Annotated in this window: 23 protein-coding genes and 1 pseudogene; 7 read left to right on the top strand and 17 right to left on the bottom strand. The window is 50.8% G+C overall.

All coding sequences use genetic code 11. From position 1 onward, the window contains the following. Positions 1-122 precede the first annotated feature (122 nt). The 4 genes from QN359_RS09955 to QN359_RS09940 all read right to left on the bottom strand — a co-directional run bounded on the left by QN359_RS09955 (position 123) and on the right by QN359_RS09940 (position 3404). Positions 123-578: an RbsD/FucU family protein gene (locus QN359_RS09955; protein ID WP_322249178.1), complete on the bottom strand. Its 456-nt coding sequence runs from the start codon at positions 576-578 to the stop codon at positions 123-125. Next, positions 571-1365 carry an ATP-binding cassette domain-containing protein gene (locus QN359_RS09950; RefSeq protein ID WP_322249179.1) on the bottom strand — a complete coding sequence of 265 codons (795 nt, stop codon included), beginning with the start codon at positions 1363-1365 and terminating at the stop codon, positions 571-573. The genes QN359_RS09955 and QN359_RS09950 overlap by 8 nt, the downstream gene beginning before the upstream one ends. 2 nt (positions 1366-1367) lie before the next feature. Beyond that, positions 1368-2327: an ABC transporter permease gene (locus QN359_RS09945; RefSeq protein ID WP_322249180.1), complete on the bottom strand. Its 960-nt coding sequence runs from the start codon at positions 2325-2327 to the stop codon at positions 1368-1370. Between the two features lie 81 nt (positions 2328-2408). Then, positions 2409-3404, bottom strand: a complete 996-nt coding sequence (locus QN359_RS09940) for a sugar ABC transporter substrate-binding protein (protein ID WP_322249181.1) — start codon at positions 3402-3404, stop codon at positions 2409-2411. 566 nt (positions 3405-3970) lie between these two features. Here QN359_RS09940 and QN359_RS09935 point away from each other — a divergent pair. After that, a complete protein-coding gene (locus tag QN359_RS09935) occupies positions 3971-5068 on the top strand; it encodes a porin (protein WP_322249182.1) in 1098 nt (365 codons plus the stop codon). Positions 5069-5465: 397 nt separating this feature from the next. Here the strand turns inward: QN359_RS09935 and QN359_RS09930 are convergent, their stop codons facing one another. Next, complete coding sequence (locus QN359_RS09930; RefSeq protein ID WP_322249183.1) at positions 5466-6065, bottom strand: response regulator transcription factor; 600 nt, start codon at positions 6063-6065, stop codon at positions 5466-5468. Further along, a complete protein-coding gene (locus tag QN359_RS09925) occupies positions 6062-8200 on the bottom strand; it encodes an ATP-binding protein (RefSeq protein ID WP_322249184.1) in 2139 nt (712 codons plus the stop codon). Before QN359_RS09925 ends, QN359_RS09930 begins: the two co-directional genes overlap by 4 nt. A gap of 271 nt (positions 8201-8471) precedes the next feature. On the opposite strand from QN359_RS09925, the gene QN359_RS09920 reads away from it, so the two are divergent. Then, positions 8472-9797, top strand: a complete 1326-nt coding sequence (locus QN359_RS09920; RefSeq protein ID WP_322251149.1) for an MFS transporter — start codon at positions 8472-8474, stop codon at positions 9795-9797. 188 nt (positions 9798-9985) lie between these two features. On the opposite strand, the gene QN359_RS09915 is transcribed toward QN359_RS09920, so the two are convergent. Together QN359_RS09915 and QN359_RS09910 are read right to left on the bottom strand one after the other, a co-directional pair. Further along, positions 9986-11341, bottom strand: a complete 1356-nt coding sequence (locus QN359_RS09915) for an ATP-binding protein (protein WP_322249185.1) — start codon at positions 11339-11341, stop codon at positions 9986-9988. Next, positions 11335-12084: a response regulator gene (locus tag QN359_RS09910; protein WP_322249186.1), complete on the bottom strand. Its 750-nt coding sequence runs from the start codon at positions 12082-12084 to the stop codon at positions 11335-11337. Before QN359_RS09910 ends, QN359_RS09915 begins: the two co-directional genes overlap by 7 nt. A 212-nt stretch (positions 12085-12296) precedes the next feature. Between QN359_RS09910 and QN359_RS09905 the strand changes: the two genes are divergently transcribed. Further along, positions 12297-12836: a DUF2147 domain-containing protein gene (locus QN359_RS09905; RefSeq protein ID WP_322249187.1), complete on the top strand. Its 540-nt coding sequence runs from the start codon at positions 12297-12299 to the stop codon at positions 12834-12836. A 2-nt stretch (positions 12837-12838) separates the two neighbouring features. On the opposite strand, the gene QN359_RS09900 is transcribed toward QN359_RS09905, so the two are convergent. The 4 genes from QN359_RS09900 to QN359_RS09885 all read right to left on the bottom strand — a co-directional run bounded on the left by QN359_RS09900 (position 12839) and on the right by QN359_RS09885 (position 17333). Next, on the bottom strand, positions 12839-13852 hold the full coding sequence (locus tag QN359_RS09900) for an HDOD domain-containing protein (RefSeq protein WP_322249188.1): 1014 nt from the start codon (positions 13850-13852) through the stop codon (positions 12839-12841). 221 nt (positions 13853-14073) lie between these two features. Continuing rightward, positions 14074-14385, bottom strand: a complete 312-nt coding sequence (locus QN359_RS09895) for a nucleotidyltransferase domain-containing protein (RefSeq protein ID WP_322249189.1) — start codon at positions 14383-14385, stop codon at positions 14074-14076. 267 nt (positions 14386-14652) lie between these two features. Further along, a complete protein-coding gene (locus QN359_RS09890) occupies positions 14653-15813 on the bottom strand; it encodes a lactonase family protein (RefSeq protein WP_322249190.1) in 1161 nt (386 codons plus the stop codon). Between the two features lie 590 nt (positions 15814-16403). After that, positions 16404-17333 (bottom strand): hypothetical protein, encoded by a 930-nt coding sequence (locus QN359_RS09885; RefSeq protein ID WP_322249191.1) that lies wholly within the window; start codon positions 17331-17333, stop codon positions 16404-16406. 668 nt (positions 17334-18001) lie between these two features. On the opposite strand from QN359_RS09885, the gene QN359_RS09880 reads away from it, so the two are divergent. The 4 genes and pseudogenes from QN359_RS09880 (at position 18002) to QN359_RS09865 (ending at position 20896) form a co-directional block, all read left to right on the top strand. Then, positions 18002-18802 (top strand): transporter substrate-binding domain-containing protein, encoded by an 801-nt coding sequence (locus tag QN359_RS09880; RefSeq protein ID WP_322249192.1) that lies wholly within the window; start codon positions 18002-18004, stop codon positions 18800-18802. A gap of 35 nt (positions 18803-18837) precedes the next feature. Continuing rightward, complete coding sequence (locus QN359_RS09875) at positions 18838-19521, top strand: amino acid ABC transporter permease (protein ID WP_322249193.1); 684 nt, start codon at positions 18838-18840, stop codon at positions 19519-19521. A gap of 3 nt (positions 19522-19524) precedes the next feature. Next, on the top strand, positions 19525-20175 hold the full coding sequence (locus QN359_RS09870) for an amino acid ABC transporter permease (protein WP_322249194.1): 651 nt from the start codon (positions 19525-19527) through the stop codon (positions 20173-20175). Further along, a pseudogene (locus QN359_RS09865) lies at positions 20162-20896 on the top strand (amino acid ABC transporter ATP-binding protein). The gene QN359_RS09870 and the pseudogene QN359_RS09865 overlap by 14 nt, the downstream one beginning before the upstream one ends. Before the next feature lie 102 nt (positions 20897-20998). Here QN359_RS09865 and QN359_RS09860 read toward each other — a convergent pair. The 5 genes from QN359_RS09860 to QN359_RS09840 form a co-directional block, all read right to left on the bottom strand. After that, positions 20999-21712, bottom strand: coding sequence for a cytochrome c3 family protein (locus QN359_RS09860; protein ID WP_322249195.1), 714 nt, complete (start codon positions 21710-21712; stop codon positions 20999-21001). Then, positions 21709-22287: a hypothetical protein gene (locus QN359_RS09855; protein WP_323493345.1), complete on the bottom strand. Its 579-nt coding sequence runs from the start codon at positions 22285-22287 to the stop codon at positions 21709-21711. Before QN359_RS09855 ends, QN359_RS09860 begins: the two co-directional genes overlap by 4 nt. Further along, entirely contained in the window at positions 22288-23565 is a 1278-nt protein-coding gene (locus QN359_RS09850; RefSeq protein WP_322249197.1) for a 2Fe-2S iron-sulfur cluster-binding protein, read from the bottom strand. Positions 23566-24086: 521 nt separating this feature from the next. Further along, positions 24087-24341, bottom strand: coding sequence for a hypothetical protein (locus tag QN359_RS09845; protein WP_322249198.1), 255 nt, complete (start codon positions 24339-24341; stop codon positions 24087-24089). 148 nt (positions 24342-24489) lie between these two features. Next, complete coding sequence (locus QN359_RS09840; RefSeq protein ID WP_322249199.1) at positions 24490-24984, bottom strand: hypothetical protein; 495 nt, start codon at positions 24982-24984, stop codon at positions 24490-24492. Between the last annotated feature and the right edge of the window lie 83 nt (positions 24985-25067).

The following is a 25067-nucleotide window of genomic DNA, read 5'->3' as shown; positions in this document are numbered from 1 at the left end:
TAAGCGTGGTTTTTTATCCGAAATGCATCATTGCAGTGAGTGGGCATTCTACACCATGCCATGTCGCCAAACTTGCCAGCCTGAGCCAAAGCTCGGTCTGACAAGCAAGAGGAAACAATTCATCACACCGGCGACAGCGTAGTGAGGACGCCTTTTTTAAAGATAAAATTCGCATACGGCTGCATTTCACCGGTCTGCACGATGGCATACACTTGTTTCACGCGTTCATAAAAAGCAAACCGTTCGGTGGCCTGACATTGTGCCGCTTGAGCTAATGCACTGCGACTTAACAGCTTCACGATGTTCGCTTGCGTCTCGGACAAATAGCCGTCCGGCGACTCGCACACCTGCATATACGCCACCGGTTGTGCGACCGCCGCATCGAGTGGAAACACCGACAGCACGGCGTCGCAGGCACTGAGTAAATCACTGCCCGGCAACTCAATGATAGGTTTGCCCCGCCCCAGCGAACGCGCGGTGAAATTGGCATCGACCACGGCGACTTCATCACCATGCCCCATTTCGCATAAAATCTTCAGCAAATCGGCAGACAACAGTGGGTTGATTCCTTTAAGCATGCGCATCCTCAGGCAGGTCTTGAGGGTTTTTCGCGCCAGTCATCACCGCGACCGCATCCGACATACTGATTTTTTTAGGATTGACAAGCGCCACGCGTTTGCCTAAACGCTGAATATGGATGCGGTCAGCGATCTCAAACACATGCGGCATATTGTGGCTGATCAAAATCACCGGCAAGCCACGGTCACGCACACGCCGTATCATTTCCAGCACCATATTCCCCTCCTTCACCCCGAGGGCGGCGGTGGGCTCATCGAGAATCACCACATGCTTGGCAAATGCCGTACTGCGAGCAACCGCCACTCCTTGACGTTGGCCGCCGGACAAAGTGCCGACCGCCTGCTTCATCGAGCGTATACCGATCTTCAAATCCTTCATATGGCCAACCGCTTCGGCCAACATGCGTTTTTTGTCGATAATGCGAAAGCACTTGCCCAACAAGCCAGGACGCAGCAATTCACGGCCGAGAAACAAGTTTTCGGCAATCGTCATTGCCGGTGCCACGGCCAAATCCTGGTAGACCGTTTCGATACCGTGACGGCGCGCATCAATAGGCGACTTGAATGCCACGGTCTGGCCATCGAGTAACATCTGACCAGAATCAGGAATCAGCGCACCCGACAAGGCTTTGATCAAGGACGATTTGCCCGCCCCATTATCACCAATGACAGCTAAAATTTCACCGGCCCGCAATTCAAAATCAGTCCCATCGAGCGCCGTGACGCTGCCGTAACGCTTGGTCAGTCCGCTCGCCTGAAAAATAACGGAAGAATTATGCTTGCTCATTTTCAACCTTTTTTATGTGTGAGTTGATCGGTAGCAACCGCCAAAATCACCAAGACGCCGGTCACCAATACCTGATACACCGAAGGCACACCCATCAAGGTCAGACCATTCCTGAATACCCCGACGATGAGCACACCGATCAAGGTGCCCAAAATCGAACCACGACCACCAAACAAACTGGTACCACCGAGAACAACGGCCGTAATACTGTCGAGATTATCGGTCTGCCCGCCTTGCGGATCACCGACCCCCATACGTGCCACAGAAAGCAAAGCTGCGACGCCATAAAACAAGCCCGCCATCATATAGATGCCGAGCATAATTTTACCGGTAGCAATACCAGTCAAACGCGCAGCTTCAGGATTATTGCCGATGGCATAAATATGCCGACCCGGTGCGGTATCGCGTAAATATAACCAAGTCAAGCCATACAAAGCGAGCATCAAAACCGTACCGTAGGTGACCGTGGTTTGACCGATGCTGAAGGTATTGCCGAAGAACGACATCATCTCAGGGATGTCAGTAATCGTTTGCGCGTGGGAGTACAGCTGCGTCACTGCGAATGCAATATTCATCGTACCGAGCGTGACAATAAATGGTGGCAGCTTGACCATCGTCACCAAAGCACCATTGAGGAAACCTATCAATACGCAAGCCAACATACCGCATAGAATCGCCAGATAGGGATTCATGCCCAGATCGGTAGCGAATTTCGTCATCACAATCGAGCCCAGCGCCATCATCATGCCGCAGGACAAATCTATCCCGGCAGTCAAAATGATCAAGGTTTGGCCAATCGCAATCACGCCGACGACCATCACCTGCTGCAAGATCAGGGAAAAATTTTGGCCACTGAAAAAATGCTCGGACTGCCAAGTAAAGAAAATACTTGCTACCAGCAAGGCAATAATCGGACCGAGCGCCGAAAGCGGCGGAAGATGTTCTTTGAGATTCAATTTCATACCACGTTATCCTTAACGAACGAGCGACTGCTTAAAAAGTGGCGCTGCACCTGCAGCGCCACTTTTACTTACTATTCCAGCTTATTTACCCCAGCAAGCACCGAGACCAAAAGCGGTATCTTTACTCTCCACGCCAGCAACTACTTTGTCGCTGATGAGGGTCACGCCGGTATCGGTATAACCAGCGACTTTTTTACCTGTTTTAGCGTAAGTCACACCGGCTTCCACCGCTAAATCCGCCATTCTCATCGGATACTGCTGCGAAGTTGCGGCGATCACACCGGCTTTAACATCACGCACGCCGGCACAACCGCCATCCACCGACACAATCATGACCGTTTTCTCTTTACCGGCGGCTTTCAAGGCCTTGTAAGCACCTGCCGCGGCAGGTTCATTGATGGTGTAGACCAAATTAATTTCAGGGTTTTTCTGCAGACAGTTTTCCATCGCAGTTTGCCCCTTGCCTTGGTCACCATAGGTGTCGGCCATGCAAACAACATCGGCCGTTTTAAGCAAATCCGTGGTGGCAGCGCTGATACCGCTGGCACCAAAGCCACTCAGAAAGCCATTATGACGAGTAATGCCAACCGGATGACCAGGAAATAAATCGAGCATGGCAATTTTTACCGGCTTGCCAGCAAAACTGGCTTTCGCATACTGCCCGATCAAGATGCCGGCCTGATAATTATCAGTGGCAAACAAACCATCGGTGGCCGTTTGCGGCGCAGTCGGACTATCCAAAGCAATCACCATCACGCCTTTATCACGGGCTTTTTTAATGGCAGGAATAATTGCCTTGGCATCACTCGGTGTAATCAAAATAGTTTTCGCACCGGCAGACACCATATTTTCAATCGCCGTTACTTGCCCGGCATTATCGCCATCACTTTTACCCGCAGCAGTCAGCAATTTCGCGCCCAAGGCCGTGGCGCGGAGTTGCGCGCCCTCTTTCATTTTGACAAAAAAAGGATTGGTTTCTGTTTTGGTAATTAAACCGATCACAGGTTGCTCTGCAGCGCAGGCGATTCCTGCGACGCAGGTCAATACAGCTAATGAGATGCTATGTTGCAAATTCATGTAGGTCTCCTTGAGTTTTATATATGTCTTAGCGCAGCAACTAAGCGATGAACGATACAGGTGTTCTGATTTTATTCGTGTCAGCATTACGCTGATCAGCAATATAGCTCGGTCAATTTATTAAATCAAGTAGTTTTATTAATTATAAATAAATCATCGCACTGATTTTCTCCGCCTGACAAGTAAACTCCCCCGCCTTCCCGTTTCCGCGAACAACACCCTGCCTGACAAGACACAGCGCGTAGTAAAAAGCCTAATCAGCAGCTTGAAACTGATCTTTTTGGCTCGCTACCGGAGCCTACATACCGAGCAGCAATGTTGCACCTATGTGACATTTAGACTATATACCGCTTTTTTTTCGCGAAAATTTTTAGCAATTAAAAAAATAAATGGTACATTTAATTAATAAATCAATTTGGTTTATTAATTAAAGAAGCTGTTTTTTGGCCGAGTCGAATACATTCACAGGCTCAAACGAAAAACATTTCTTATAAAAATTTGGCATGACGCTGTGCGGAATGACCAATTTAATCAGGCTTAACACCCTCATACACTCAGGAGACAATATGAAAACACCATCCACCCACTTCCCATTGGCGCGCGCTCTGGGCACTGCCCTGGCAATGAGCTCCCTGTTGGCGACGCAAGCCTACGCACAACAAAGCAATGTCACTATCTACGGGCGCCTGGTTGACGGCGTCATGCTGACCACCAATCAGGCCACCGCCACGCCTGGCGTACTCGGTACCACCAGCAGCATAGGCGGCAATGTCTGGGGTACCAGTCTGTTAGGTTTTAAAGGCGAAGAAGACTTAGGAAATGGTTTAAAAGCCATGTTCTTACTCGAAAATGGCTTTTCCGGCGCAAATGGTGCCAACAACGGTGGCTCGAGCACCATCTTCTCGCGCCGCACCTTGGTTGGCTTGAGTGGTGCCTTCGGTTCGCTGAAACTGGGCCGCGATTTAACCCTGCCCAGCGATCAGGTTTGGGGCCTCGATCCGACCGGCCAGATGTGGTCAGGTACAGCGACCTTGGTCAAGGGACGCAACTGGCCTACCTACAACAATGGCATCAACTACATCTCACCACAATTTGGCGGTGCTTCCGTACAAGTTACTTACGGCTTAGGCGAAGTGGCCGGCTCGACCAGCGCCAACAGCACCGGTGGCATCGCATTGAATTATGCGTTCAATAACTACACCGTCACCGCCATGTATGACTTTGCCAAAGATGCAAAAGGCCGCGCCAGCTCCCTGTATCAATACTCAAATGAATTGACGCTCGGTGGTACCGCCAAATTGGATGACTTGACACTCTATGTCGGTTATCAATCACTGTCGGCCCCCGATACCGTGGCAGTCAGCCAAAGCAAGCCGGACAAAACCAGCCAGTATTGGTTAGGCCTTAACTACCGCCTGAGCCCAGCACTGACACTCATTGGTGCCGCCTACCATGCCAAGGTCAATCAACACGTAGGCAGCGCCAGCCAAATCGTGGTCGGTGCCAATTACAGCTTGTCAAAACGGACTTTATTGTATGTGGCTTTAGCCAACGTTCATAACAGCGCGCTGAGCAATTTCAACATGGACTTTAACAACCCGAATACCGCTGCTGCCGGTGCAAACCCAAGCGCATTCTTCAGCGGTATCTCGCACTCGTTTTAATTAAGCAAACTGCAAATTTCACAGAAAAAAAGTGCCCTTGATCGACCCTCCTACCCTGAAGGCACTGACGTGCCACTGGATTCCTGCCTGCGCAGGAATGATGAGGCGAGAGCAGGCCAGGTCGATTACGCATCCACCCAGCCGCCCGTAACGTCGTTCCTGCGCGCTTTTGGCAGGAATCCAGCGACGTTCGTGGCTCACTGAAAATGTCAGAAATGATGACGTTTTCAGTGTTAAAAACGACACTGGGTTCCCGCCAAAAGCATGCGGGAATGACGCGGCTGTGACATGCAGGAATGACGAGGTATACGGTGTTTCAGGTGTAAAAAAGATAGACACGCATCGCCGATAAGGCAATCACCAAGGCAATTACGCCACTTGCAGTGGCGGCATAATCTCAATCTAACCAGTTGTACAAACTCAGCCAACGGCTGAGCTCATTCGCATTCGCCAAATTTAATTTATCAAAGATGTTGGAACGATGAGTCTCTACCGTGCGCGGCCCGGCCGGAGGCAGCAATTGTCGGGCGATGTCTTTATTGCTGTACCCAAGGCAAACCAGACGTGCGACTTCGCGTTCGCGCACAGTCAGCTCGCTCCAGCGCTGCAAGGCATGCGCGCGCGCGTGGGCTTCGCTGATCGCACTCGGCAGTTTTTCTAACAACTGCTCAACATCGGGTTTGACTATCCAATCGTAGGCACCTAAACGAACGGCTTCCAGCGCGGTTGGAATATCGCCATGTCCCGACAAAAACAAGGCCACGAGTGGGCTATGGCGCAGCTTTAATTCTGCCAATACCGATAAGCCACTGATCCCCGCCATGCGCAGATCAAGCACCACACAACCAGGCTTGCGGTGATCAACCGTGGCCAAGAAAGACTCGCCGGTATCAAAGCTCTGAACCGGCAAGCCCTGAGAAAAAAGTAACATATGCAACGAACGACGCAGCGCCTCATCGTCGTCCACCACATACAGCATCAAGGGTGTCTCATTCATTGGCTGATCGGTAAAGTAAATAAAAAAACGGCACCGCCCTCGTCCTTGTTTTCCACAAAAATACGGCCGCCATGCGCTTCAATAACGGTTCGGCAAATATTCAAGCCCAAGCCTAAGCCATCGGGCTTCGTGGTGAAAAACGAGGTAAATACTTGCTCGACTAAATGCGCAGCAATCCCCGGCCCAAGGTCAGCGACACGCACCTGTATCGTGCGCCCGACCTGCTTTGCCGAAACAGTCAAACGATGTTGGGTCAACGGCAAAGCTTCCATCGCCTGCATGGCATTCTGGCATAAGTTAATCAGCACTTGTTGCAATAATACTTTGTCGCCGCGGGTAGCTGGCAGCGCAATCTCGATCTCCGTTGTCACAAGCGTCTGGGTTTGCTGAATCTCATGTTGTAGCATCGCTAATGCATCGCTGATGACGGCGTGTATAGACACAATTTCATACGCACCACGCTGCGGGTTGATCAATGCCCGCACACGCTTGACAATGTCGCTGGCCCGTTTCGACTGCGCGACAATTTCCTGCAGCGCCGAGCCCAGCATTGGTGGCACGCTGTCGTGCGCCATCGCTCGAGCAGCCAAGGCGAAGTTAGAAATCGCCATTAAGGGCTGATTGAGTTCATGCGCCAGCGTCGACGCCATCTCACCAAGACTCGCCAGACGGGCACTGCGTTGCAGTTTTCGTTCCTGCTCATGATGGCCATCTTTAATGCGCTTTTGTACCGTGATATCGACGATGGAACTCATCCAGCCTTGCCGAACACCATTGGAATCAATTAAGGCTGCGGTGTACACCATAATGTACCTGTCTTCGCCGGCACGATTCCGAATTCTCGACTCGAAACCATGGGGCGCAGAGTGGCCATTCAAGAGTTGTTCATTATTGCGCCAATGTTTTTCCAGCTCGTCCGGATGCCAATACGGATAAGGCGGCTGGCAATTTAACAAAGCATCGCGGTCGCTGCCGACCATGTCACAAAAGGCATTATTGACATAAATGATTTTTCCCGAATGATCACGGGCAATCATCCCGACTAACAGCGAATCCTCCATCGATTTACGAAACGCATGGGCTTCTTGCAGGTCGTGCGTACGCTCGAGTACCCGCTGTTCCAATTCTCTTCTGGCTTGCTGCTGCTCGATTAAGCGGCGTTGATGCAGGTGCCAATACAATATGCCCAGCAATACCACAATGCTCAGCAAGCTGGCAATGAGGATGGCTGCCAGCTTGGCCTGCCTGACATCCTCCAAATCACTGGTAACGATCAAGGTCCAGCCTAGTTCCGGCAGATAGGTTTCGGAGGCGAGGTAGGAACGGCGCTGGCCGTTAACTCTGGCGCGCAATACAAACTCTGGTGTGTGAGCATTCTTCTCTATTTGCCATGGCAAGACCGCATCGTGTCGGGCGCTGCCATATTGACTATGCAGTTGTAACCAGCGCAGATCCGTCTGGCCCAGTGGGCTTCTGCTTTGATATAGCCAGGCCGGCACAGAACTGAGAAAAACGATCCCTCGGCTATCCTGCAACACCAAGGGTTCGACACTTTTTGTCCAAACCCGTTCCAAGGCATCGAGACTCAGCTTCGCTACCATAATTCCAATGACCTTCGAGCCGGAGCGCACTGGCTTGGCAATAAACAAGCCGGATGCCCCCGTGGTCAACCCCAGCCCGTAAAACAGACCGGTGCGACCGGACAGCGCATCTTCAAAATACGGACGCTGCTGATACGACTGCCCAACAAAACTCTCACGCGTATTCCAGTTACTCGCCGCCAACGTAACCCCTGACACACTGATCACATAGAGTGCAGCAACACCAGCTTCCGCTTTCAGGGCAGAAAAGTATTGATTGACCTGCGCGGTTAAGGCCGGATCAGTCGGCTCATGCAAAAGCTGAATGACATCCGGATGTTGTGCAGCAGCAAACGGAAGGTAGTCGTATTTTTCAACGATGCCGCGCAAGCCTAAAACCTGCGCTTTAGCCGATTGCTCAATCGATACTGTCTTGCTGGCGATCTCGCGTGCCTCCATCCATTGTCCGGCCAATACAATGAGCAGCACATTGGCCAGCGCAAACAAGCACCACCGGTAATGACGACGCCAAGAAAGGAGAAAATGAAAGCGCATGCTGGAATGATGATACGTGCGAGTTGCAAAAGGACAGGTGCAGCGATCATAGCGGCTGTTGCATTGAAAGTGCTTACTTATTTACTCCCTCCGTAAAACTACGGAGGCCTGAGGGGTGCATCATGCGGATACGTCAGAGCACAATTTTGTGAATACTAGGATGGTAGAAAAAAATAAAATACCTATCACGGCAACGGAGACATCAATGAACGCGACCCACATCGACGCAGCGCCTGCCCAAGCGCAGACGCCCCATCCAGATCAACCGGCTATGCCACGGCCGGGTAACACCGACAAAGAAGCGATCAGCATGAGCCGGCTACGCGCTATCTTGGTGGGCTCGGCCGGCAATTTAGTCGAATGGTTTGATTTTTACTGCTACGCAGCGTTTTCTTTATACTTTGCCAATTCGTTTTTCCCGGCACAAGACGCCACCGCGCAGATGATGTCGACGGCCGGCATTTTTGCTTTAGGCTTTTTCATTCGCCCTGTTGGCGGTGTCCTGTTCGGCTATGTCGGTGACCGCTTTGGCCGGCGCAGTGCCTTGATGGCTTCGGTACTGCTGATGTGCTTTGGTTCTTTACTGATCGCTTGCGCCCCCACCTATGCCATGGTGGGGGTCTGGTCACCACTGCTGCTATTAGCTGCGCGTATGATTCAGGGCTTAAGTCTTGGGGGCGAATACGGTGTCAGTGCCACGTATTTGTCTGAAATGGCAGATTCCAAGCATCGCGGATTCTATGCCAGCTTCCAATATGTGACCTTGATTGGTGGACAATTATTAGCCCTGTTATTACTTCTGGTTCTGCAACATTATTTTTTAAGTACCGAACAATTGCGTGCCTGGGGATGGCGGATTCCATTTGTAGTGGGAGCGGGCTTGGCCTTATTAGCCTTGAGAATGCGCCATGATTTACCAGAAACGCCATCGTTTGAAGCGGCACGCAATAGAAACAAAAAAATGGGCGGCCTGCGTCAATTAGCGCAATACCCACGCGAAGTATTACTCGTGATTGGTCTCACTATGGGCGGCACCCTGGCCTTCTATGTGTACACAACTTACATGCAAAAGTTCTTACGCCTGTCGGTCGGTCTGTCGGATGCCCAGACCACTGCGGTCTCGGCTGCCTCCTTAATTTTTGCTATGTGCTTGCAACCGCTCTATGGTGCCTTATCGGATCGGATCGGACGACGCCCTTTGCTACTCGGTTTTGCGCTACTGGGTACGCTGCTGACAGTACCACTGCTGAGCGCGATTCGTCATGCGCAAGGACCGTGGGAAGCGTTCTTTCTCATTGCCTGTGCCTGGATGATCGTCTCTGGCTACACCTCGATTAATGCGCTGGTCAAAGCCGAGATGTTTCCAGTAGAAATACGCACCACCGGGGTCGGCGTCCCGTATGCCTTCGCGGTGTCGATCTTTGGTGGCACGGCAGAATACGTCGCGCTCTGGTTCAAAAAAGTAGAACTCGAAAGCGGTTTTTATTGGTATGTGACGGCAGTGATTTCTTGTACTTTATTGGTCTGCTGGTTCATGCGTGATACGGCTAACACTTCGCAGATTAATTTGGATCACGTCGGCCCTGCCAGTCGTTGATAGTCTATCTCACAAAACTACCAGGGCCTTGGTAAAGCCTTGGTCATTGCTAAGGCGATGTGACTGGCCTAGCTAGCGTCGTTTGCCTTCCCTTCCTACTCAACAATAAGGTAAGCACCGCCGATACAGCTAAGGTCCCTGCAACCACATACAATCCTGCGGAGTACCCACCGGTCACTCGCTCGCAATCAGCCAGGCAAGCGTAACTCAGCAAGCAAGCCACCACCTTCACGATTGCTTAGATGTAGCGAGCCGCCCAATGCCAGGCTCAATTGCTGTGCAATTGCCAGACCTAAGCCGCTGCCACCGGTATCACGGTTGCGAGAATTTTCTACCCGGTAATAGGGTTGCAATACTGCGGCAAGCTCTGCTGCCGGAATGCCCGGGCCGCGATCCAAGACCGCGATAGCAATGTGATCTGCTGCCAAATTTTGCACCACGATCTCTACCTCGCTGCCAAACTTTAAAGCATTATCTAAAAGATTACTGAGTATCCGCTTCAAGGCATGCGGTGCGCTGCGCAGCGGTCGACCCAATTGCGCAGTCAAAGCGATGCTGTGGCCAGCATCTTGATAATCGTTGACCAAACTGCGCAGCAATGCGTCGAGATCAAGGCTGTAAGTTTTTTCCTTGGGCTGTTGTCCGAGTTGATGGGCGCGCGCATACGCGACGCCCTGCTCCACCAAACTCTGCATAGCGAGCAGATCGCGCAAGAGTTTATCTTTATGCCCTTCCTCATCTGACATTTCTACCCGCAGGCGCATACGCGTGATCGGTGTTTGTAAATCATGCGTGACCGCGGCTAAAATTTGTATCCGCTCGCTCAAATACGTACTGATACGCTGCTGCATAGCATTAAAAGCAATGCCAGCTTTAGCCACTTCCAGTGGGCCATCGGTAGGGAATAAATCCGTGCTACGGTCGGGCGATACACGATCGGCTGCCGCGGCCAGTTGCGCCAATGGGCGGGTCGCCAGGCGTACTGCCAGCCAACTGAAAGCGATTAATATCAATAATTGTGCTACCAGAATCAGCGGCAGCCAGCTTGAATAAGTCAAGCCGCTCGAGACCATGTCGATACTCACTGGCGTACCGTCATACAAGTTCAGATGGAGGTTCATGTGTTTGCGTGCTTGCGCATCCAGATAGAAACCAGGTATCACCGTATAGCCACTCCCCAGGGCAGCACGCACGGACTGCATCACCTCGATTGCCAAGGTGGTATCGGCTGATTTCTCCGCTACATGTGCTGATGCGGGTTCGCCTGCGCGTAAAAAATAGCGGTAATTGTTACGATCCAGTCGCGGCAGCCACACGGCTCTTTCTTCTGCCGGTAAGCGTTCCAGCATGGCGATAGAGCCGGCCACATCATGCCCGAGATAATAAGACATGGTAGCCTTGCTGGCCTGATCGCGTTCGTACACGATCATGCCAAACGACAGTATATGCGCCACGCATAAGCCAAATAATAAGATCAGACTGATTCGGCCAAACAAGGAGCGCGGCCACAGATATCGGGTGATGTGCCTGATGCCGGTCAGCATGCTGTATCACCAGTGCTGGCGGCGCTGACGGTGCAGGCAAACACATAGCCTTCGCTGCGCATGGTCTTGATGTAACGCGGCTCACGCGCATCGTCTTGCAAATGCACACGCAAGCGGCTGATCAATAAATCGATGGAGCGCTCAAACATATCGGCATCCCGACCTTGCGTTAAATTGAGTAACTGATCGCGACTCAATACCCGATGCGGATGTTCCAGCAAGACTTGCAGCAAGCGGTATTCGGCACCGCTCAAGCTGACCAGCGTGCCGTCTTTATCAAGGAGATGGCGCGCCTGTGTATCGAGCCGCCAATCGCCAAAGACCAGTAAGGGCGGCGCGGCGCTGGCACGCAAATTCGGCGGCAGCATGCGCGTGCGCCGCAGTACCGCACGCACGCGCGCCAACAGCTCACGTGAGGCAAAAGGTTTGCTGAGATAATCATCGGCACCCATTTCCAGCCCGACTATCCTATCGGTTTCCTCCGCCAAGGCAGTCAACATCAAGATCGGGATATGCCGGTGCTCACTGGCGCGCAGCGCACGACAGAGGCTAAGACCATCTTCTTGCGGCAGCATCAGGTCGAGTACGATCAAGTCTATGCCGCCCAGCATCAAGGCCTGGCGCATTTGTTTGCCGTTGGCCGCCGTGCTCACCTTATACGCATTTTTTTGCAGGTAAATACACAGCAGCTCGCGAATATCGGCATCGTCATCGACGATAAGTAAGTGATCCAGTGCTTCCATAGCTTGCTTTATATCCGATTTAACATGCCAAAGACGGCGTATTTGTATCCCCATGTATCTGCCCGCTGCCCAGATACATGGGCTTGCAAATCTGCCCTTACCAAACACATGGCAGATACACGCGCGGTTTGTAATAGCGCCACCCCGCCACCTTTTGCATCATTGAGCTTGGTGCGGAACTTCGATCCCCCTCTCATTGTATGGAGTTTGTCATGTCTGGAAAAAATTTGTTAACAGCAATGCTGTTCTGCGCCTCGTTCTCAGTCATCGGTAGCGCACTGGCGGCCGCACCGGCGGTGGAAGGCAAGAGCCGCGCTCAGGTAGTAGAAGAATTGAAACAGGCGCAAGCCGATGGCACGTATCTTTGCAACGACAGCGATCGCGAGCTGGAATGCAAGTTCCGCGCGGCCAAGCAACAGCTAGCCTTGCAAAACGCACCGCAACTCGGCCACTGGCTAAGCCAGAGCGGCCAATTGGAAATTGAGCTTGCCACCTGCGGCCAGAATTTATGCGGCACCGTCGTCAAGGTACATGAAAACAACAATACCGCCACCTCGGCCCTAGGCTTACAGGTCTTAAGTGGCCTGAGCCAAGTCTCTTCGCAAGAGTGGAAAGGCCACATCTTTAATCGCGCCAACGGTGAAACCTATCATTGCCTGATCAGCCTGGCAAGCGCCACCGAGCTGCGCATTCTCGCCTACAAAGATAGTCCGGCGAATGGCAGGGAACAAATATGGACGCGTATCGAGTGATCCTAGGCTCGGTTCAGTCTCTGAAAACAGGCTTGCAAGCCGGCATTGCCCTCTAATAATGCGATGGCATCGGGTAGCGTAATTATTCCGTACTTCAGCAAAAGCTGCAGTCTTGCAAGTTGCTCGGCTTGTCGTAGGCAAGCGGCCAACTCTGACTGTTGATTCGGATCATCGTCTTTATCCTGCATGGTACGTAAGACTAGCGCTGGAAGTTCCCATTGTTTTCCGACTTGAATAGACAACCGCGACGCTTGTTTAAAAAAAGCCATCTGAAATTCCGCTGAAACCGGAAAGTGATCCGTGACACCGGTCAGATCGACCAGACGGAAAGCGACGATCAAGCCAATGTTATGGAGTAAACCGGACAGAAAAGTAGCAAACTGATCGAGTCCTCTTTGTTGCGCCAATAGTTGACAAGCCAGCGCAGTTTTTTCTGAATGCTCCCATATCAGTGGTGCTAGTTTTTTCGTTAACTTTCCTGTCTGCGTTTGCATCATTGGTCGAAAGGCGGTACGGGCAATTAACATACGCAGACCATTGATACCGAGTATCTGTATTGCATTATCGAGACTATTGACTCGGCTGCTCAGGTCGTAATACGAAGCATTTATTTCTTGTAACAGTGCGGCGACAAGCACTGCGTCTTTGGCAATCACCTTTGCAAGGCTGCTTGAAGAGGCCTTGCTATCGCGCAGGTTTTTCAACACCTCAAATAGAACAGTGGGTACGCGTGGCAGTAATTCGGATGCGCCCAATTCTGATTGCTGCAATTTATTGAGCGCCAGCAGGATCGTTTTTTCTACGTAAGGGCTGCTCTCCCCAACTTGCGAGTCCAGTAGCCAGCGCAGGTATTGCTGATCAAATTCTGAACTGGTGTGCCAGATTTCCTTGGCACTGCCAACTATTGAAAGACTGGTTAAAGCTGAATTTGTTACTACTGTGACATCTATGACGGATGCCGTGGGTGCTTGCGCTGGCGTTTTCTTTGTAAACAGCTGTTGAAAAAAATTGATCACTGCAAACCCCAGTTATAATTTTCCGAGCAATGGCAAACGATGGAAATCCTGCCCGTCCTTCAAAGGCTGTTACAAAAGCTTGACGGACCTCTTTTTACACATTAAACATAGCACGCCTTGTCATTCGCACCTGAGCGAGAAATTTGCACCATATAAAGGCAAACCCAATAACAATGCCACTGAGTGATGAGGAGGATGTTACGCTATACGCAACATAAAGCCTAGGGAAGCGCGAATTGAATGACAATCTTGTGCTGCTTAATTATTTCGCGAAATGAGCCACTTGTCTTAGCAGTATCTACGAGATCAACTCGAATCGGCAATGGGGATTCATCAAAGGCTTCTTGAAGTGCCGCAAACCGATCCAGCGCAAGAGGAACCTCAGTGATCAGCGCAAGATCAAGATCTGAGTAGGCTTTAGCGGTCCGTTTCGCACGTGAACCAAAAGCCCAAACTTCCAGTTCAGGCACATGCAATCGCAGTATGCGAACGACCTCAGCCAGATCATGTGGATGCAGATCGATTTGTGACATGATTCACATCCTTTGCGCAATCAATGATTCAGTGTAAAACCTCAACCACCCCTCGCCAATGTGAAAAAAATGTTTCTCACTCAGTGTTTTGAATGATGCAGCGCCCTTTTCTCAGTTGGCCACAATAATATGACCATGCAGTCTAATCGTTTTTTTGGGCAAGTCAATGCAGTTGAGAGCGTGTGCACACTTACCATTGATAAGCACAGGCAGCTTGAAATTTGTCAGGCCGGAACAGCGACACAAGAGACCGCTTCCATAGACCGATTATTTCGATGGCAGCGCAATGATTTCAACCCAGTTCGGGTTTTTGCCCATGTCGACATGTGCTAAGGGTTTCAATACGCCGGTTTTTTGATTGATAGCGTAACTGCTCAGGCCATTCGATTTTTGACCGACCGCCAGCAAATATTTTCCCAGCGGATCGATATTGAAACCACGCGGCTGCGTTTCTGTCGCGTAGTTGCCAATGGCGGTGAGTGCCCCGCTCTTCGCATCGACTCGATATGCCGCCAGAGTGCTGCTGCTGCGTTCGGACGCGTACAAAAAACGTCCGTCCGGCGTCAGATGAATATCCGCGGTTGCCGGCGCTGCCGCTGCGGTGAGATTTGGTCCTGTCGGTGTCACAAACGTACCCGCTCCTGACATGCTGACACCGAGCGTTGAAGCCGGCGGTACCGCCGAGTCAGTCGACTGCAAAGTCAGCACCCCCTGCTCTGCATTGTAAGCATAGGTATTCACCGTTCCGTCGAGCTCATTGGTCGAGTACACAAAGCGCTTGCTCGGATGGAATACAAAATGGCGCGGACCGGCACCGGGTTTGGTGGCAACGGCTGCCGGTGTATTCGGTGTGATCGCGCCGCTCACATCATCAAACTTGTATTGCAAGATCACATCGCTGCCCAGATTGGAGGCGAACAGATAGGCGTTGCTCGGGTCGGTCGCGATGGCGTGCGCATTCTTGCCGGTGTTGGTAACGCTGACCGGCGGTGTCATGACTTCGCCATCGGGGCTGATACGGTTGACTGAAATTTTATGGCCAGCGTAAGACGCAGCAAACAAATAGCGGCCGCTTTTATCTGTCGCCAGATTGGCCATATTGTCCGCCAAAGCTACGACTGAGACACGGCTGAGTTTGCCGTTTTCTGCGTTGATCGCATACGTCACCACGGAATACGGCTGGGAACGCAGTGAGGCATACAAGTGGCGGTGATCCGGGCTGATCGCCAGCGGCATGACCGTTGCACCGGTATCGACTTTTTCAAGCAGCGTCAAATCGCCATTTTTTTCATTCAGCGACAAGACATAAATATCTTTACTGTCGGCATTCGATACATACACAACGGATGCGGCGCTTGCGCTGGCGGCGACAGCGCCCAGTAAGGCTAACAGGATGATGGGTTGTAACCGCGGTTTATTCGAATGCATGTTGTCTCCTCGTGTTTGACTGTTTGTATATCGCCACCCAGGCACAGGCAGCGACGACTCCGCTCTGAAACCAAATCGCTTGGCAGGATCGATGTGGGACGCGTCCGATAAAACCTGGCGTCGGTCGTATTTTGTTGAAAACCATGAAATATCTATGTTACCAGTTATCCTACAACATATTATGAAAAATAATTATTTAACCCTAGGCCTGAACAGATCAGTCGATTTAAGCACTTTCCTATGGTGAGCAAGCCAGACCACGGCCAGATTTTTAGTTTTTTTATGTGAATTTATTCGTATATCTGCAACAAAAATCCGCATTCCCACTCAACATCACCAAAGGACATCAGACAACACCTCATGCCCTTGCCGCCGGCAAAAACCCTGGAGAAGCGCAGATTTAATCGCAGTGGAATTGGCCGTTGCCAATAATGATGCACTGCAATGCTGTCAACCGCAAGAGTTTGCCCATGCTGGGCGCACATGAAAAAAGCCCCGACAATTTCTCGTAAGGGCTTGATTCAAGTACTGAAATTCTGCTCGACCTGCCGTGCGTCGAACACGGAGCGAAGGGACTTGAGTCGGAAGTATTATGATCCGCCAAGAAGCCTCAAGCTTGGCTCAAACACTTGCTTGAGGACATAACGCGGCCTACTTCCACTCACTTGAGTTACAGTAAATTGGACCGAAATACGTTGATCTATCAGGGCCTTTAAGCTGGCTGGTTCGCTAATCTCCAAGCCAATTTTACCGACGATGAGCTCGCCGTCAAAACCGGTGAATTCAAACGTCCGTCTGCTCAAAATCAGGCCGCTCATTGCACCCTCAAGCGTTTTTTCCATCGTTGTAATGTCGTGGCTCAAGCGGTTCGCAGTACGTTTTACAACTTCATTATTTTGAAATAAAAATGTATTCTTCTCAAAAGAAAGTGCGCAAGTTGCTTCATTCTCAACAAGCGTCATGACAAAATCACGCACTTTTCCTAAAGCGCGCTTATCGAGGTCATCAATATTGTCTGCGAGAGCTTCATCATCATGGTTCACACATGCTTCGAACAGCGTTATCGTCCGCGCAAGAGCTAATTCAACGTTTGTTCGATCTTCAAATAGGAGTTTAGAAGGCGCACTTGCCTCCAGCTCAAATCCGAACGACCCTATCGCCGTGCCGGTTATGAGCAATTGGTTCTCATTACGATCCCTGATTGGACCTGTTGCTTTAAGTGGGGCATCGAACGACGCAGCGATCGCTGCTACCGCATCAACAAACATACTGGTCGCCTTAGTGCCAAAATCAGCACGAATGCCGTGAGTACCGACCACCGGCCTTCCTCTGAAGCTGAGAATCGCCTTCGCACGCTCGCGTGACTCGACTTCTGGCAACGTCGGCAGGCGCGCCTTAGCCTGCTCCAATCGAGCAAGTATGCTTCGGCGATCAATCACATCTTCTGCTGGAATCTCGTCTAGAAGTTCCTGAAGTGTTTCGATCTCCGATGACATTGATTGAAATACTTCAATCCTCATCTACCATCTCCGTATTTTTTTTCGCTAATAAGTCTAGGGAAGCGCGGATTTAATCGCTGTGGAATTGTCCGTTGCCAATGAGGATGCAATGCAAGGCGTCTTTTGCTGTCAATAGCGAGCTATTGACAGCAAAAGGCAACGCAGCAGTGCGCCTCAGTGGCGGCGGACAAACCGCTTGGATTAAATCTGCGCTTCCCTAGCAGGCTTAGTACGCTCGCGTCATCCTTACCATTGAGCTCGAGCTGCAAAAAACCTTTCCATGTCTGGTCTCGCCGATGAGATAACAAGCTATACCAAAATATCAGCTGTTTAATCAAAGGCCGCTGCTTCGCGTCCAAACTAGACATAGATCCATCAACGGGAAAAATTGCTTTCAATTTAGCCTTTTCCTCATCATTGATCGGGAAAAGAAAAGTTTATGGGACGCTTAAAATTTGACTATGCACTGCACCACATTGAGGAGTAACGCGTCATCAAGGTGCCACATGCCCACTTAGGTGCAATTGACTATGACATATGCTGAATCCAACAGCAGCACCCCAGCTGCGCTGACGTGATTCAACGAAAACCGGCACAAATCTGCCCACAAATTCTTTGGCACACTCCTTGCTGAATAAAACTGTATTCAGCTCTTTCGCCGATTCTTTCAACTCTTTCCGGGCATCCTTATGAAACTGCTTCAACTCAACAAGCGCCGTGTGATTTCAGCACTCGCAATCAGCTGCTTATTCGCAAGCACTGCGGTCCACGCACAAACCGCGCTGGACGATATTCTCAAATCTAAGGTGTTGAAAGTGGCAGTACAGACTGATTCCGCACCGTACGGTTTTGTCGGTACCGATCTCAAGCCGATCGGGCTCGACATCGATATGGCAAACTATCTGGCTAAAAAACTGGGGGTGGCCGTTGAATTAGTGCCGGTGGTGAGCGCCAGTCGGATTCCTGCCTTACAGACGAAAAAAGCCGATTTGGTCATTGCTACCTTGGGTAAAAATCCAGAGCGCGCTAAGGTCATTGATTTTACCTCGGCGTATTCACCTTTTTTTCAGGCGGTGTTTGGTCCTAAGAGTGCGAGTATCAAGAGTTTTTCTGACCTGACTGGAAAGAAAGTCGGTGTCACGCGCGGGGCGATGGAGGATCAGGAACTGTCAAAACTGGCCCCCGTCGGCACGGATATCAAACGCTTTGAAGACAATAACGGAACGGTGGCTGCTTTCGCTGCTGGTCAGGTACAGTTCGTCGCATTAGGCGCCTCGGTGGCCGCCAGCATGATGACGAAGAATCCGCAGTTGGCCGCGGAGTACAAGCTGTTAATTAAAGAGAGTCCGAATTTCATCGGCGTCGCCAAAGGCGAAGACAAGCTGAAAAATAAAATAAATGAAGTTCTCGACGAAGCCAAGAAGAGCGGTGAACTCGATGCCTTATCGAAAAAGTGGCTGGGACGCCCGGCTGGTGACTTACCTCTCTGATACCGATTCAAGGCCTCCAAAAGGGTAGAGCAGCAATGAATGTACAACTTGATTTTGCAGCAGTGCTCGCTGAATGGCCACTCTTGCTGACCGGTGTGGCGTGGACGCTGGGGCTCACCATGGCGTCGGTTGGTATAGGGATGCTCTTAGGCATAGGCGGCGCGTGGGTACGAGCACGCGGTTTTGGTGCGGACAGGGCCGCTGCCTGGCTGCAGACCATCGTGACGGCTTATGTAGAACTGATTCGCAACACGCCCTTCATCGTGCAATTGTTTTTTATCTTCTTCGGCCTGCCGGCGGCCGGCTTCAAACTGTCCGCAGAGATGGCGTCGCTCATTGCCATGGTGGTAAACCTCGGTGCGTATTCCACTGAAATTATCCGGGCCGGCTTGGAAGCGACACCGAAGGGGCAGATCGAAGCAGCACAAAGTCTGGCGCTGTCGAGGCGGCAAATTTTCATATGGGTAGCCTTACCACCAGCGCTGCAAAAAATGTGGCCGAGCTTGGTGAGTCAGATCATTATCGTCATGCTCGGTTCTTCCGTCTGTGGCCAGATTTCTACCGAGGAACTGAGTTATGCCGCAGACTTAATTCAAAGCCGTAACTTCCGCTCTTTTGAGGCGTTTATTGTGATTGGTGCGCTGTATTTGCTGTTGTCAGTCATGATGCGCTATGCACTCAATTGGCTCGGTGCTACTTTTTTATTTGGCAGGAGATAGGCCATGATGGAATTTTCATTCTGGGATATTGTGCGCAACCTCCTGATGGCGATGCGCTGGACCATTGCTTTGTCGATGATCGCCTTTCTTGGCGGCGGAGTAGTTGGTTTGCTGTTGGTATTACTACGCCAAAGCAAATCGGCGCTCACGAACCTCTTGGTGACGACATATGTACAGATTTTCCAAGGCATTCCATTGCTGGTGCAATTATTTCTCGCCTACTATGGATTAGGCTTGTTCGGTATTAACGCCTCGCCTTGGGTCGCTGCGAGTATGGGGCTGACACTCTATACCAGTGCCTTTTTGTGTGAAATATGGCGTGGATGTATCGCTTCTATCCCTAAGGGGCAATGGGAAGCTTCTGCCAGTTTAGCGTTAAGCTTCTATGAACAGATGCGTTACATTATTTTTCCTCAGGCGATGAAGATTGCCGTGGCGCCGACGGTCGGTTTTCTGGTGCAAGTGATCAAAGGAACGGCACTGGCTTCCGTGATCGGGTTCATGGAGCTGACCAAAGTCGGCAAGACAATCGCCAATGCAACATTTAACCCATTTCTTGTTTTTAGTTGTGTAGCACTGATATATTTTTTATTGTGCTATCCCGTCAGCTTGTATGCCAAGCACCTTGAAAGGAAGATGCATGTCCATCGTTGAAATTGTCGGTCTACGCAAATCCTTTGGCACGAACGAAGTCCTCAAGGGCATCGATTTGCAGGTTAACAAAGGCGAGGTCATCGCGATCATCGGTAAAAGCGGCTCGGGAAAAAGTACGCTGCTACGCTGTATCAATGGCCTCGAAGCATTCCAGAGCGGCACCCTGCATGTGGACGGCAAGCCCTTGATACACGATAGTGTGGCCGCGATGCGTGAATTGCGCCAACATGTAGGCATGGTCTTTCAGAGCTTCAATTTATTCCCACATTTGAGTGTAGGAAAAAATATCATGCTCGCGCCCGGCTTAGTCAAACACAAACATGCTGCCGCCAATGAAGCGCACGCGCGTAAGCTGTTAGATCGCGTCGGGCTGAGTGAAAAATTCAACGCTTACAGTGATCAACTGTCAGGTGGGCAGCAGCAACGTGTTGCTATTGCCCGCGCACTGGCGATGGAACCGGCCGTGTTATTGTGCGATGAAATCACCAGTGCGCTCGATCCTGAATTGGTGGGCGAAGTATTGCGGGTCGTTGAAAGTCTGGCCGATGAGGCGATGACGCTGATCATGGTGACGCATGAAATGAATTTTGCCCGCAAAGTGGCAGACCGCGTGGTGTTCATGCATCAGGGTTTGGTGCATTAGATTGGCGAACCCGCAGAATTATTTGCCAATCCAAAGACGCCGGAATTAAAACAATTTCTTGGTGCCTTACGTGCCTAGGGAAGATGGGTGATAGGACCAATACTTGACGGCGACACAGTCCGTCAATCTGGCGGCCAGTGGTTCATCTCAATTCAGACACAAGGCGAGGTGGCGCAGCCCTTACCCACCGCCACCACTCCCCTCTCTGATGTCATCTTCATCAGCGCTCCGATGGCATTCCACGCAATGATCAAATTGACGGATACCTTCTTCGATGTGCTTGCGGCGAATGTTAGACGGTGTGTGCTCATGACAACCATAGCAACTATATCGACTGTAATCATTGTTGACATGACAGCTTGAACAACCGGCGTTATGGTCGCGATCAAGCACAAAATATTTATCATGATCGAAACTCGCCGGTGTCCATTTATCCGGAGTGTGGCAACTAGTGCAGTTAGCGGTAATTTTTTGATGCAAGGCATTTTTGGGCGACTTATGACAGGTCTGACATTGATCGAGCGTCGCTTTTTTAAGCAGTGCATGATTGAAATTACCTTGCAGATGGTAGCGTTTTACGCCCGCGTGATCGCTATGGCAATCGACGCAATTCACGTCTTTCAGCTCCTGATGAAATGCGGTGCTGCTGGTCGGTTTAGCGATGGGCAGGCCTTTGCTATTGAGGCGACCAATCTCGGCAGGCTTGTGGCAACTAATGCAGCGTGCAGCGCTGGCACCTCGTAATGGCGCATGACAGGCAAAACAATCCCCTTCAAGTTGCTGATGCCCAGGAATTAATTTACCTGGCGCCACGATCAGTTGGGGATAAACGAAGGCGAATATGGCCACCGCGATTAAATTGCAAAGCAAGATGATTTTTAAGCTGCGGCTCATACCCATCCCCAAAATAAGAAGATGCTCATGATGTGAGCCAATGAAAGCACCAGAAATACGATGAAAATAGGAATGTGCACCTTGCGCCACTGCGCCATGGCACCAACGGTAAGCGCATCCCAGAAAACCGCTTGCTCTACTTCCGGTTTCGACATACCACGTAACTGAAATTGCTGGCGTTCGCCCTGTACGTGTCGCCGTGCACGCAGCAGTAAAAATTTGCCTATCATGCCACTGACGACATTAATCGACATAGCAACGGTGGCAAGCCATGGCAAGATCGCATTAAAATGTATGCCCGCATGCAGCAATATCATCGCCGAGCCTAGCCATGCGGAGAACTCATGTAGCTTGAGCAGGTATCCGGGATTTCCGGACAGCATATATTTGCGTTTTCGCATTGAATAGGCGAATGAAACGATAATTAATAAGGTTCCCAAAATTCCCAGATAACGCCCGACCCAAACCAGGTTCAGTCTGTGTAACACATAGTCGCCGGCTAAAGTGATCACTGCCAGCACACCTGTCAACAGGCTAAATGGCAGCACTTGTTCACGCATCAGTGACATTTTCATTTACAACTCCAAACTCACACTGGTCTTTGGACGACAAACACAGAGCAGGCAAGTACCCACCTCGGGGTCATAATCCGGTGACTGAAGATAGGCCACCTCACCAGCGAGTATGGTGGTTTGGCAGCTGCCGCAACTACCGGTGCGGCAGCCAGAATTGACAGCTATGCCGTTTTCCTCGGCAAAATCGAGCAGCGTGGCGCTACCGGCCTGCCACGGCACCTGTTTATCAGCGAGCGCAAAGCTCACCACGATACCAGTATCGCTTTGCTCTGCAGCTAATGCTGCGGTGTTATTTCTAGGGATGGAGGCTGGGCCGAAGCTCTCGAAATGAATGCGGTTCTGCGGCACTCCCCACTCTTTCAGTGCCGGCACCAAACTCTCTAGCATAGGGGTTGGTCCGCAAATATAGTAGTGAAAAGGTTTGAGCGGTAATTGCCTGCGCAATAAAGTCACGTCTATGCGTCCACGATACTGACATCCCAGATCCGCCGCATCAGCAATCGCCTCGGTGTCGCTGAAACAAAAACGTAAATGAAACTGAGGATAGTCAGCCGCCAAGTGTTCCAGGTGCGCGCGCATGACCAGTTCATTCTGTTGGCGAACACCATAAAACAGCCACACTTCACGCCCCGGTTGTTGCGGCAACGTACAATTGAGCATACTCATCATCGGAGTAATGCCTATACCGCCAGCGATGAGAACCACTGGTGCCATACTACGATCAATATAAAAATGTCCGGCGGGTGCCCTTACTTGTAAGCGTCTGCCGACTTCTACCTGATCATGGAAATAGCTGGCGCCCCGGCCCTCTGGCACCTGACAATGAGCAGGAGGCAGCGCACGTTTGACCGAGATACGGTAGCCGTCAGCAGCGGGCGCATCGGATAAGGAATAGCAACGAATAATTCTTTCGCTAACGCCATTCGCATCGCCGGCGCTAGCCAGCAGATCAATCTGAAAAGTAAGAAATTGTCCGGGATAGAAAGGTGGCAACGCTAGCCCGTCCTCCGGAACCAGAAAGAATGAACAAATCAAGCCAAGCTCATCTTCCGTCGTTTTACTGCTGACCCGGAAGGTACGCAGACCATTCCATGCAAGACTTTTTTTCTGTTCGCTCACCAAACCGGCATCGTACGCTATCGGAAGATCCGATTCATTTGCCTGTCTGCGCAATACCTGAAAAATGCGCCAATGCTGCCAGAAGTTATAACTGAGATAGATCGTTAATTGCAATACGATAGCCAGCGTAATGAGCAACAGCAAAGTCAGAGATGTCATATCGCTTCTTTTTCCATTCAACTGCACACACACTGCATGTGGATTGCTGTTTCATCAAAAATCTGACTGGGGTTTGAAACCCCGGCCTTGAGAGGCTGTCGCAAAAGCCTGATGGACGCTTTTTTACACCTGAAACACCGCATACCTCGTCATTCCCGCATGCCACAGCCTCGTCATTCCCGCATGCTTTTGGCGGGAACCCAGTGTCGTTTTTAACACTGAAAACACCATCATTTCTGGCATTTTCAGTTAACCACAAACGTCGCTGGATTCCTGCCAAAAGCGCGCAGGAACGACGTGACGGCCGGCTGGGGTAATGCATTAAGTTGTTCGAACAAAAGCCAAGGAATCTCGCTCACTACGACATCCCACAACTGCCAACGTGGAGCTAGTCTATACCTGTACACATAGCGAAACTTGACCTAGATCACAAAACACGGTGATCATCTCCGCCGTGTGCTTAGCCTGACAGTGCACCACGCTGGCAGCGAAAACCATGAGCTACAGCGCATCTGGCAGCGTCACGTATAAGCTTCCAGCCCCTGGCGTAAGGTCGTACGCTCTGCTTCCGTACGGTCAATGTTCAAACCAGAGTCCATTTCAGATTCAATGTGGCTGGCCCATTGCTGCGCCTGCTTTTGCGTCTCAAAGGTGCGGCAGCTTGGTTTATAGCCTTTACGACGAACTTTTGCCGGCCAGTATGCGCCTGGCTGTTTGATGTATGTCGTTTCAAGTTCTCTGAAAATTAAAAGATTACTTGGTCTGGATTTATTCATTCCGGCAGAATTCCGGCACAGGCCAGTTTTTGAACGATTTTGAGGACGCGTCTAGTGTGTATTTTTGATGAATTCGAGTAGGTCAGTGATTTCTGGCGGGCTGGGTCAATTTCGCGCTGACGCGAACATCAGTGCAGATAGTAAAAAATCACTGCCCACCAGCGCCTCCGGCAGTCAAAATATCAAAAACCACATTGAGGAACTTGCTCCCTTTCACAGGATCAGACAAGAGCTGCATCATCTGATTCTGATGCGCTGCGCCACTGTCCATTATAGCGTCGTACCCAGCCTTAGAAAAATCGCCCAGCATCGCTTGTTCCCGACTATTACTCAGTAACTGGCGCATCACCAGTTCGTTCTCGCGTACCTTGTCGCTGATGGTATAGGCGTAATTGACCAGGTCTTTCTCGGTCAGTTGATCGGTGATAAACAGCTCGTTAAGGCGAGACACGATCTGCGATAAAAATTCGACTTTCTTGTCTTTGGCCTTGGCCGTACCTAATGCGTCGCCCGGTTCCAGCTTGTATTCATCTGACTCTTGCATGATCAAGTGTTGCTGGCGGATTTTGGATACGCGGTAGTGGCTGAGCACGATGCTGCTCAGATCGACCTCGTCTTCATCCATAATGGTTTCGCGCAGCATGGGACGCGGAGTTTTTCAAGCTAGTTGTCGCCTAAAAGTAAATTTTTATGCCGCCAGTTTCAGTTCTTGATATACGTCCTCAT

The organism is Undibacterium sp. 5I2 (assembly GCF_035019605.1).
Lineage (GTDB): Bacteria > Pseudomonadota > Gammaproteobacteria > Burkholderiales > Burkholderiaceae_D > Undibacterium.
Note: the sequence above shows the minus strand (reverse complement) of the source record. Positions and strands in the feature narration are given on the sequence as shown.